Genomic DNA, 12,412 nt, shown 5'->3' on the forward strand with positions numbered 1-12,412 from the left:
TTAGTTTTGTCGACTAGGTTGTGTTAATGCCGGCGTATGAAACGCAGATGTCAGGAGGGATCGCGCCAGGGCGCGGGCTTCCGCGCGCCCTGCTTTTCGCGCTTGTCTGCTCTACCATGCTTGCCGGCGAAGCGCGCCCGGCGGCTGCCTTCGAGATTTTCGGCATCAAGCTTTGGGGTTCGTCCAAGGACGAGGATGCCGACATCGTCGATCCGCTGCGCTATTCCGTAACCATCGACGCGCCGGACGCCGACAAGGATCTGGTCGAGAGGCTGGAGAATGCCTCGGCGCTCAAGAGCGACGAGGAGCATCCGGTGTCGGGGTCGCTCGGCCTGATGGCCAAGGCGCGCAGCGACCGCGAACAGCTCGTTGCCGCCCTTTACGCCGACGCCCGCTACGAAGGCGTGGTCACCATCACCATCCAGGGCAAGTCTATCGACGAACTGCCGCCGGACGCCGAATTCAAGGGGCCGCAGCCCATTCCGGTGGTCGTCAGCGTTGCCGCCGGGCCGAAATTCACACTGGGCGACATCAGGCTGAAAGGCGACGCGGCCGGGCTGGCGAGCGCCGATTTCGGCCTGATCGCCGGCGGCGATGCCGGGTCCGGCGCCGTTCTCAAGGCCGAAGCGGCGATCGTACGCGCGCTGAAGGAAGAGGGCAGGCCGCTCGCCAAGGTGACGGACCGCGAGATCGTCGCCGACCACGCCACCTCGACGCTCGACGTTACGCTGACGGTGGCGGCCGGCCCGGTCGCCGGCTATGGCGGCACCACCGTGGAGGGCACCGAGAAGGTCGATCGCGACTTCACCGAATACATGACCGGGCTGAAGCGCGGCCAGCAATATTCGCCACAAGAGATTGACGATGCCCGCGATCGGCTGCTCGGGCTCGAAGTCTTCAACAGCGTGACCATCAAGGAAGGCGACAGCCTCGACGCCCAGGGCAACATTCCGATCGACGTCCAGGTGAGTGAGCGCAAGCCGCGCTTTTTCGGCATCGGCGGCACGTTTTCGAATACGGAAGGGCTGGGGCTCGAAGGCTATTGGGGTCACCGCAACCTGTTCGGCCAGGCGGAGAAGCTGCGCATCGACGGTTCCATCAGCGGCATCGGCAGCAACAGCATTTCCGCGCTCAACTACAATGCCGGCATCATGTTCGAGAAGCCGGGCGTGCTCGGGCCGACATCGAAGTTCTTCACCGGCATCAAGACGGTGTTCGAACACCCGGACGCCTACGACCATTTTTCGGTCAAGGGCAATATCGGCGTCTCCTACGATCTCGACAAGCAGCAGAGGGTTTCGGCCGAATTCGCCCTCGACTATTCGAGGATCACCGACACGTTCGGCAAGCACACCTATCTGATCGCCAGCGTTCCGCTGCAATATGTCTATGACAGCCGCGACAACAAGCTCAACCCGACCAGGGGTTTCCGGGCGCTCGCCTATGCCGAGCCGAGCTACGACATCCTGAACGGCGCGACCTTCCTCAAGCTGAAGGGAGAAGGCTCCGCCTATCAGTCGCTCGACACGGCAAGCAAATTCGTGCTCGCCGAGCGCGCCGTGCTCGGCTCGATCGTCGGCACCGGCCTCCAGAACGTTCCGGCCGACCGACGCTTCTATTCGGGCGGCGGCGGCTCGGTGCGCGGCTATGCCTATCAGGGCATCGGCCCGAAGGACATCGACGGCCAGCCGATCGGCGGCCTGTCCTTCTTCGAGACCTCGGTCGAGATGCGCATCGCCATCACCGACACGATCGGCGTCGTGCCTTTCGTCGATGCCGGCACGGTGTCGACGAAATCCTTCCCCGATTTCTCGGACGTCAAGGTCGGCGCCGGCGTCGGTTTGCGCTATCTTACGCCTTTCGGGCCGCTGCGCATCGATGCCGCCGTGCCGCTCAACCGCGATCCGAGCGATCCGCATTTCGGCATCTATGCCGGCATCGGCCAGGCGTTCTGACGATGAAGATATTCCGGCGCATCCTTCGCATCTGCCTTTACGCGCTGCTCCTGCTGCTGGTGGTGGCGATCGGCGCGATCGTGGTGCTGACCGGCACGGAGGGCGGCCGGCAAAATCTCGCTGGTCTGATCTCGAAGATGGCTTCGACCGAGGACCGCAAGATCACCGTCAGCGGCATCGAAGGCATCTGGTCCGGCGCCTTGCGGCTGGATCATGTCGTGCTGCAGGACCGCGCCGGGCCTTGGCTGGTGGCGCGCAAGGTGGCGCTCGACTGGTCGCCGACGGCGCTCTTGTCGCGCAATTTCAACGCCGACCGCATCGCCGCCGAGCGCATCGAACTGGCGCGATTGCCGCAAGCCAGCCAACAGCCATCGCAAGGCGGATCGACCAGCCTGCCGGTCTCGATCGACGTCAAGCAGATCGAGTTGCCGGAGATTGCGCTCGGGCAGCAGCTTGCCGGCAGCGGCATTGCCGAGCTTGCCGCCAAGGGTTCGCTCAAGGCCGATCCATCGCCGCTGGCGATCGAGACGGTGCTCAACGTCGCCCGTCACGACGGCAGAGAGGGCAATGTCGACGCCAAGGTCCATTTTGCGCCGGCCGACAACAAGCTCGACCTCGATCTCAAGGCATCGGAGCCGGCGGGCGGCATCATCGCCAATTTGCTCAAGCTGCCGGATGCGCCGCCGATAGACATCGTCGTCACTGGCACTGGGCCGCTCGCCAATTGGAGCGGCATCGGCACCTTCGTGGTCGACCGCCAGATCGTCACCCAGCTCACCGGGCGCCACCAGCTCAGCGACAAGGGCCACTATATCGAGGCCAAAGGCGACGGCGAATTCGAGCGCTTCCTGCCGGAAAAGTTCAAATCGCTCTTTGCCGGCAAGACGAGCTTCGACGTCGCCGGGACGGCGACCACGACTGGCGGGGTCGATATCGAGCGCGCCACCATAGAAAGCGACGCCGTGCATGGAACGGCCACCGGCAATGTCGACCCGAAAGGCGCCAGCGACCTTGCCGTCGAGCTCTCCGCCAAGGAAAAGCCCGTCACGATCGATGTCGGCACCAGCGCGGTGCCGATCCTGGTCGCGATCGAGAAGGCGACGGCGCGCGCCTTTGGCGATGGCAAGGCGCCGATGGTCGATATCGGTACCTCGCTGGCCTCGGTCGCCGTCGGCGGCACGCAGCTCAACACTGTGACGGGAGAGATCCATTCCGACGGCTTCGATGTCGAAAACCGCAGCGGCCCGGTCAGCGTCAAGCTCGCCGCCGCCGGCCTGAAGACCGATGTGGCGACGCTGGCGCCACTCGTCACGGGCAAGCTCGCGGCCGATCTTTCCGGCACGATCAGCCGCGATAACGTGGCCATCGACAAGGGCACGCTGCGCAGCGATGCGCTCAATGCCGCGCTGACGGCCGGCGTCTCGCTCGCCGATCTGTCGATGACGCTGAAGATGAACGCCGACGCCGTATCGAAAGCGCTGCCGCCGCAGATCAGCTCGCTGCTCGGCGAACGGGTGAAATTCTCGGCCACCGCGACCCGCGACCCGGAAGGCGCGTTCGCGGCCAACGAGCTGGAACTCACCTCCGGCTCGCTGAGCGCCAGCGGCACGGCCAGCGCGCAAGGCTCGGACATCCAGGCCAACGTCAAGGGAACGCTGGGCGACGTCTCGGCGCTGTCTTCTCTGGCCGGCACACCGCTCGCCGGCGGGATCAACTTCGCGCTGAGCGCGAGCGGTCCGCGCTGGGCGCCGGACTTCTCGGTCTCGGCCGACAGCGCCAGCCTGACGGCGGCCGGCCGCACGGTGAAGGACATCAAGCTCTCGGCGAAGGGCAAGGCCGACATCGCCAATCCTTCGGCCGACGTCTCGCTGACGGGCAGCGCCGAAGAGCAGCCGCTCGATATCCGGGCGTCGCTGGTGACCGCCGCCGGCAAGCGCTCGATCAGGGGGCTCAGCCTTGCGCTCGGCGACAACAAGGTCTCGGGCGATCTCGCGCTCGACGATCAGCTCCTGCCGCTCGGCACGCTGACGCTGGCAGTGCCGGACATCGGGCCGCTTGCGGCACTCGGTAACCAGAGTGCGACCGGCGACATCAACGGCACCATAGCCTTCGCCAAGGACGGCGCGGCCCCGACCGTCACCATCAATGCCGCCAGCACCTCGATTGCGCGCGGCGAGCTGGCGGCGAAGACGATCACCGTCAACGCGCTGATCGCCAACTACCTCAAGGGCCCGGCAATCTCGGGCACGATCAAGGCCGACAGCGTGACCTCCGGCAGCACGGTGGTCAGCGGCATCGGCATCGATTTGAAGCGCGACGGCGACTGGACCAATTTTGCCGGCGGCGCGACGGTGTCCGGTATTCCGGCCACGGCAACCGGGCGCGTGAAGATCGCCGACGGCAGGACCAGTGTCGAGATCGCATCGGGCGAGGCGACCGTGCGCGGCATCAAGGCGGCGATCGCCGAGCCGTCGAGCCTTGCGATCGCCAATGGCGTCACCAGCATCGAAAAGCTCGCGCTCAATCTCGGCGGCGGCTCGGCGACGGTTTCCGGCAGCGCCGGCCAGACACTCGACCTGACCGCCAACCTTGCCAGTCTGCCGGCGGCACTTGCCAACGACTTCGTGCCCGGCCTCGATGCGGCCGGAACATTGAACGGCACGGCGCATGTCACGGGTGCGTCGACCAACCCTGAGGTCCAGTTCAGCGCTCAACTCGCGGGCGCCGAGACCAGCCAGACCCGGCAGGCAGGGGTTGGGCCGCTCGATCTAGACGCAGCCGGCAGATATAGCCTGGCGGGCGGCGTAGCTCTGGACCACGCAACGCTTTCGGGCGACAAGATTTCCGGCAACGCCGCCGGCACATTAAATCCGAACGGCGTCAGCGATTTTTCCCTCGATCTCACATCATCCGGACCCAGCCTGCCGCTGACAATCGGCAGCGCCGAGAGTCCGGTCAAGATCGCGGTCCAGTCCTTGTCGGCAAAGATGGCGGGCGAAAGCACGCAAGCCCGACTGGATGTTTCCGCGATCCTGCCTTCCGTTGCCGCCAGCCAGGTGAATGTGGACGGCCTTGCGTTGGCGCTGCATTCGGATGCGTTCGATCTCAAGGGGCGGGCAGGTCCGGTTTCCGGCACGGTGTCGGTGAATAGGGTCGGTCTCGACAATCCGATGATCGCGCCGCTGGTTGCCGGCAAGGTCACGGCCGAGGTCAACGGCCGTCTGACGACCGATGCCGTTGCCGTCGACAGGGGCGCGCTGATGAGCGATGCGCTCAACAGCCAGATCGCCGGCCTGATATCGCTGCGCGACGGCGCCATCGACCTCAATATGAAAGCCAATGTTGCTTCTTCCGCCTTGCCGGCGGCGGTGCGCGGCATGCTGGGCGAGAGCGCGCAGTTGAGCGCCGCGCTGAAGCGTGACGCCAATGGCAACGTCCATGTCGACGGCTTGAAGCTCAACTCGGGCGCGCTGAGCGCCGACGGGCAGGCGAGCCTTGCCGACAGCAAGCTTGCCGCCGACATCAAGGGTGCGTTGAGCGACGTTTCGCTGCTGTCGAAAGATGCCAGGGGCGCCATCGCTTTCGCCCTGAATGCGCAAGGTCCGGTCATGGGGCCCGACCTGTCGCTGACGGTGAACAGCGACCGGCTTTCGGTGGCGGCGCGCGAAATCACGGGACTTAAACTCACCGCGACCGGCAAGGCGGATGCCGCCAATCCGGCTGCCAATGTGCAATTGACCGGCAATGTCGCCGGGCAGCCGCTGCAGGGCAGCGCCGTGCTGGCCACGACCAACGGCAAGAGCGCGATCAACGGGCTTTTGCTATCGTTGGGGTCGAACAAGATTTCCGGCGATCTTGCTCTCGACGGGGCCTTCGTGCCGGAGGGAACCGTGTCGCTCGACCTGCCCGATATCGGACCGCTGGCGGCGCTTGCGCTGGAAAAGGCGGAGGGCGATGTGCGCGGCACGATCGCTTTCTCGAAAGCGGCCGATGGGCCAAACGTCGTCGTCAAGGCAAGCACGGCGGCGATCAGGCGCGGAGATCTATCGGCCAAAAACGTCGCCATCGATGCACAGATCGCCAACTACCTTGCAGCCCCTGTCATCTCCGGCAAGGTGCGCGCCGACAGCGTGATCTCGGGCGGCACCGCCGTCACCGGCATCGATGTCGACCTGAAGCGTGACGGCGACTGGACCGGCTTTTCCGGCGGCGCCACCGTCAAGAACATTCCGGCCAGGGCGGCCGGCCGGGTGAAAGTGGCGAACGGCACGACGACCGTCGAGCTGGCTTCGGGCCAGGCGACGGTCCAGGGGATCAAGGCCGCGATCGCGCAGCACTCGACCGTGACCATCGCCAACGGCGCGACCACGCTCGACCGGCTGGTGCTCAATCTCGGCGGCGGCACCGCCACGGTGACGGGCAAGGTCGCACAGACGCTCGACATCAACGCCAACCTGGCCAGGGTGCCGGTCTCGCTCGCCAACAGTTTTTCGCCGGGTCTCGACGCGGCCGGCTCGATCTCGGGCACTGTCAAGGTGTCCGGCGCGCCGGCCACTCCGGCCGTCACCTTTAAGGTCGATGCTTCCGCCGTGCAGACCTCGCAGACGCGCGGCGCCGGGCTCGGCGGCATGAACGTGTCGTCGTCGGGCACATTTACCGGCAACAAGCTCGTTTTCGACGCCAATATCAGCGATGGCGCCGGGCTTGGCCTGAAGGGCGGCGGCACGGTGACGACAGCAGGCGGGCCGACATTGGCACTCGACTTCAACGGCAAGGTGCCGTTTTCCTTCCTTGCCGCAAAGCTTGCTGCTCAAGGCCTGGCGCTTAACGGCACCGCCAATGTCGACGTGCAGGTGCGCGGTCCCGCATCGTCGCCGGTGATCAGCGGCAAAGTCACCACATCCGGCGCACGCCTTATCGACGCGCGTTCCGGGCTTGCGGTCAACGACATCGCGGCCGACGTGTCTATCGGCAGCGGCGTTGCCAGGATCAACCGCCTGACCGGCACATTGTCGACGCGCGGCAGCCTTTCGGCCAGCGGCACGGTCGGCATCACGCCGGCGCAAGGCTTTCCGGCCGACCTGTCGATCAGACTCACCGACGGCCGCTACACCGACGGCAGGGTGGTGACCGCCAATCTCGGCGGCGATCTGACCATCAAAGGACCGCTCGTCTCGGCGCCCGTTATCGCGGGCACCATCAATCTGGCGAAGACGGTCATCACCGTGCCGGAAAAGCTGCCGGGCTCGCTCTCGGCGCTCGACGTCAAGCATAAGAATGCGCCGCGCGCGGTGCGGGCGCAGGACAGGGCGCTGAACCCGCCGACATCCAGCGGCAGTAGCAACGGCGGCGGCGGCGGCGGTCTCGTCCTCGACGTGACGGTCAACGCGCCGAACCAGATCTTCATCCAGGGCAGGGGCCTTGATGCCGAACTGGGCGGCTCGCTCAAGCTGACCGGACCGGCGTCGTCGCCGCAGGCGGTCGGCACCTTCACCCTGCAGCGGGGGCGGCTGACGATCCTTGCCAAGCGGCTGACCTTCACCGAGGGCACGGTCGGGTTCCAGGGCTCGCTGGTACCTTACCTCAACATGACGGCGACCACGACGACCAGCAGCGCCACCGTCACGATTGTCATTTCCGGCGAGGCGACCAATCCGAAGTTCATCTTCTCTTCCGTGCCGGCGTTGCCCGAGGACGAGGTGCTGGCGCAACTGATCTTCGGCCGTTCGATGTCGAATCTGTCGCCATTGCAAATCGCCCAGCTCGCCGATGCGGCCGCGCAATTGGCGGGGGTCGGCGGCTCGACCTCGCTGCTCGACAATCTGCGCAGCGCCATCGGCGTCGACGATCTCGACGTGACGACCGACGAAAAGGGCGGCACCGCCGTTTCGGCCGGCAAGTACCTCAACGACCGCACCTATGTGACAATCCAGAAGGGCGACAAACCGGGCTCCGGCAAGGCGACAATCGACCTCGATGTCGGGCGCGGCGTGAAGCTGCGCGGCGAGGCCAACGACGCAGGCGAAGCCAAGGGCGGCGTCTTTTACGAAAGCGAATATTGACGGCGCGGTGCTCGCCCCCGGCGGGGCCAAGAGGATTTTCGCCGCGCGCGCGGGGCCCTTATCCACCTAGAATGTCTCGATTTAATTGCCCCGTTCGATTTTTTCAGAAATGTGCGGTGCACTAACAAATTTGCGTCAAGACTGTCGCTATCACGCCAACCGGCCTCATTCCAAAGTTGCACATTCCCCACCATGTTCCCATTCCAAACCGTCTTTTGACATCACGGTCCGGATGCGGAATGTTAAAAGGCAGAAAGCCAACAATGGGAGTTAGTCATGGCAATCTATAAAAGTAATAGCGACCTCGTTCCGGACCATATCCTGGCCCTGGCCGAAGAAGCCAAGGCAGGAAAGGTCGATCGCCGCGAATTCCTGGCTCTAGCCAGCGTCTTCGGAGCATCCACGGCGATGGCCTACGGTCTGCTCGGTCTCGCTGATCCGACCCCGGCGAGAGCCGAGGACGTTCAGGGCAAGAAAGGCGGCACGCTGAAGGTTGCTCAGTGGGTCAAGGATCCGAAGGATCCGCGCAAGGCCGACTGGTCGGAGATCGCCAATGCCGAGCGCCAGGCGCTCGAGCCGCTGGTCAAATACACCACCGAATATACCTTCCGCCCCTATCTGCTGGAAAGCTGGGACGTAAACGACGACGCCACCGAGTACACTCTGCATGTGCGCAAGGGCGTGACCTGGTCGAACGGCGATGCCTTCACGGCGGACGACGTCATCTTCAACCTCAAGCGTTGGGCCGACAAGAAGGCCGAAGGCAATTCGATGCCTGGCCGCCTCGGCACGCTGGTCAAGGACGACAAGCTCGACGAGAGCGCTGTCACCAAGGTCGACGACATGACCGTCAAGCTGAAGCTTGGTAAGCCGGACATCGCACTGATCCCGAATATGTGCGACTATCCGGGCCTGATCGTCCACAAGAGCTTCGACGAGAAGGGCGGCGACTTCAAAGCCTGCCCGATCGGCACCGGTCCGTTCGAGCTCGTCTCCTACGATGTCGGCCAGAAGGTGGTCTACAAGCGCCGCGCCGACAACAAGTGGTGGGATGGCGAAGTCTTCCTCGATGGCATCGAATTCATCGACTACGGCACCGATCCGGGCGCCATGGTCAGCGCCTTCGAGGCGGGCGAAGTCCACACCAATTTCGAGACCTCGGCCGACTACGTATCGATCCTCGACGGCATGGACCTGGTGAAGTCGGAGATCGTCACTGCCTCGACCATCGTCTGTCGCACCAACGTCAATAACAAACCGTACGACAACCAGAAGGTCCGCAACGCCCTGCAACTTGCGGTCGACAACAGTGTCGTCCTGCAGCTCGGCTACGGCAATGCCGGCACGGTCGCCGAGAATCACCATGTCTGCCAGATTCACCCGGAATACTACGAACTGGCGAAGGTCGCTCGCGATCCGGCCAAAGCAAAGGCGCTGCTGGCGGAAGCCGGCCAAGCCGACTTCGAGCATGAGCTGATCACAGTCGACGAGGACTGGCACAAGAACACCGGCGACGCGATCGCAGCGCAGATGCGCGACGCCGGCATCAAGGTGAAGCGCACGGTGCTGCCGGGCTCGACCTTCTGGAACGACTGGACCAAGTATCCGCTGTCCATGACCAACTGGAACATGCGGCCGCTCGGTGTCCAGGTGCTGGCGATCGGCTATCGCTCCGGTGAAGCCTGGAACGAGACGGCCTGGTCGAATCCCGATTGGGATGCCAAGCTCAATGCCGCACTCGCTGTCGCCGACGCCGCTAAGCGCAAGGACATGATGAAGGACATCGAGCAGATCCTGCAGGATTCCGGCGTCATCATCCAGCCTTACTGGCGCAAGCTCTACAGCCACTCTGTCAAGGCGGTGCAGAACTACAAGATGCATCCGACCTTCGAACGCGATTACGGCAAGGTCTGGCTCGACCAGGCATGATCGGACCCGATCGGGAAGGGGCCCTTGCCCCTTCCCCAAACTACCCACACAATGCTGCACCGGAAGCCCCCGCCCTAAGAGCGCGCGGGTCTTCCGGTAACGGCATGTAACAGAACAGGGTTGATCGCATCCGAGGGTCCGTTGACGATCAGCCTGGCCGCTAACGGCCGGGTTGATTTCCAAACAGGCTCCAACCCCAACCAGACCGGCAGGGGCCGCCATGCTATCTTTCATCCTCAGACGCCTTGGCACGATGGCATTGACGATGCTGTGCCTGACATTGGTCGTTTTCTTCCTGATCAATCTCAATCCGAACCTGAAGAAGCTGGCGATCAGCCAGACCGAAATGCACACATCGGCCGAGCAGCTCGAGGACTGGCTGGTCAACCATGGCTACCGGCAGAATTTCTTCGCCCGCTATGGTCAGTGGCTGGGCCTGCTGCCCAAGCAGCCGGCGACCGATCCGGCGACGGGCAAGCCGGCGCAGCGCTTCTCCTTCTGCAACGACCCGGTCGTGCCGAAATTCTCCGGCGTGCTGCAGGGCGATTTCGGCTGCTCGACCAAGTTCAAGACGACGGTCGCGGCCAAGCTGTTTCCGGCGCTCGGCGCCACGGGGCTGCTGATGTTCTGGGTGCTGGCGGTCATGGTGCCGATCTCGCTGCTTGTCGGCATCCTTGCCGGCATGCGCGAAGGTTCGCGCACCGACCGCACGCTCTCGGTCGCCTCTATCGCCTCGACGGCGACGCCAGAATATGTGTCGGGCGTCATCTTCACCGTCATCTTCGCCTCATGGCTCGGCTGGCTGAACGGCTCGGCGGCCTCGGCAAGCCAGGGCCTTACCTTCTACAATTTCACGCTTCCGGTGATGACGCTGGCGATTTACGGCACCGGCTACATTGCGCGCATGACGCGCGCCTCGATGGTCGAGGTGATGACGCAGCAATATATCCGCACCGCCCGCCTCAAGGGCCTCTCCTTCGGCGGCGTGGTGATCAAGCACGCGCTTCGCAATGCGCTGATTGCGCCGTTCACCGTCATCATGCTGCAGTTCCCGTGGCTGCTCACCGGCGTCGTCATCGTCGAGGTGATGTTCCGCTACCAGGGCTTCGGCTATACGCTGGTCGAAGCCGCGGGCAACAACGATATCGACCTTCTGCTTGGCTGCTCGCTGGTCTCGGTGTTCATCGTGCTGATCACGCAGCTCATCTCCGATGTCGGCTACGCGTTTCTCAATCCGCGTATCAGGGTTCAATAAGAGGCAGGGCGGATGCAGATCGAATATATCGGCGCCTTCAATGTCGTGGTCGGCGTGCTCTGGCGTTTCTGGCCGGTATGGGCCGCGCTCGTCCTGGTGATGGGCGTGAGCTTCGCCTACAAGAAGAGGCTCGGCCTCTACGGACAGCTTTTCGACAGCGGCGTCGGCATTGCCGGTGTCGGCATCTGCCTGTTCTGGCTGTTCACTGCAATCTTCGCCTCGACCATCTCGCCTTTCGATCCGCTGGCGCAGGTATCGATCATGAAGGACTCGCTACCCGGCGCGATCGAGCCGACCTCGAAGCTCGTCTATTATTTCGGCGGCGACAAGCTGGCGCGCGACGTGTTCTCGCGCATGGTCTACGGCAGCCAGATCGTGCTGATCATCGCGCCGGCCGCGACCGGCTTTGCGCTGATGGTCGGCATCACGCTCGGCCTGCCGGCCGGCTATTACGGCGGCAAGATCGACACTTTGCTTTCGTTCCTCGCCAATCTGGTGCTGGCCTTCCCCGTGATCCTCTTGTTCTACCTCCTGGTGACGCCAGGCATCATGGATACGCCGATCCCTTATGCGATGGCCGGGCTGTTCTTCCTGTTCCCGATCATCTTCTTCAGCGTGCTGTTCTGGACCCGCTTCAAGAACCGGCCAGACCGCCTCTACATCCTGCTTGGCGTGACGCTCGTGGTCGGCGGCTGGATCTATATCGGCCTAGTGTTCGATAGGGACCCGCTGCACATCGTGCACATCGATCCCAACCAGCTCAACATCTTCGTGGCTGTGGTGTTCGCTTCCAGCCCGGGCGTGTTCCGCATCGTGCGCGGTCTCACCATGGACATCAAGACGCGCGACTATGTGGCGGCCGCGCAGACGCGCGGTGAATCGCCCTGGTACATCATGCTGTGGGAGATCCTGCCCAATGCGCGCGGACCGCTGATCGTCGATGCCTGCCTGCGCATCGGCTACACGACGATCCTGCTCGGCACGCTCGGCTATTTCGGCCTGGGGCTGGCGCCCGAAAGTCCCGACTGGGGCACCGCGATCAAGGATGCCAGCCGCCTGCTGCGCTCCTTCATCCATCCGGCGCTGCCACCGACGATCGCGCTGATGTCCTTCGTGCTGGGACTGAATCTTTTGGCGGATTCGCTGCGCGAACAGTCGATGAAGGATTGATGGCGGGGTCCCAGACCCTACTATAATAAGGATTGGAGCGA

General features: G+C 64.0%; 5 protein-coding genes. All 5 read left to right on the plus strand.

The features are described from left to right. Positions 1-26: 26 nt before the first annotated feature. Positions 27-1,955, plus strand: a complete 1,929-nt coding sequence (locus RFM40_RS10330; protein ID WP_320225379.1) for an autotransporter assembly complex protein TamA — start codon at positions 27-29, stop codon at positions 1,953-1,955. Positions 1,956-1,957: 2 nt separating this feature from the next. Continuing rightward, the gene (locus RFM40_RS10335) at positions 1,958-8,017 is read left to right on the plus strand and encodes a translocation/assembly module TamB domain-containing protein (RefSeq protein WP_320277494.1); all 6,060 of its coding nucleotides are present in this window, start codon (positions 1,958-1,960) and stop codon (positions 8,015-8,017) included. A gap of 276 nt (positions 8,018-8,293) precedes the next feature. Further along, entirely contained in the window at positions 8,294-9,946 is a 1,653-nt protein-coding gene (locus tag RFM40_RS10340; RefSeq protein WP_320225381.1) for an ABC transporter substrate-binding protein, read from the plus strand. Between the two features lie 220 nt (positions 9,947-10,166). Then, positions 10,167-11,201 carry an ABC transporter permease gene (locus RFM40_RS10345; protein WP_320225382.1) on the plus strand — a complete coding sequence of 345 codons (1,035 nt, stop codon included), beginning with the start codon at positions 10,167-10,169 and terminating at the stop codon, positions 11,199-11,201. Positions 11,202-11,213: 12 nt separating this feature from the next. Continuing rightward, the gene (locus RFM40_RS10350) at positions 11,214-12,371 is read left to right on the plus strand and encodes an ABC transporter permease (RefSeq protein ID WP_320219476.1); all 1,158 of its coding nucleotides are present in this window, start codon (positions 11,214-11,216) and stop codon (positions 12,369-12,371) included. The last annotated feature ends 41 nt before the right edge of the window (positions 12,372-12,412 follow it).

This window comes from Mesorhizobium captivum (assembly GCF_033977165.1).
GTDB classification, from domain to species: Bacteria; Pseudomonadota; Alphaproteobacteria; order Rhizobiales; family Rhizobiaceae; genus Mesorhizobium; species Mesorhizobium captivum.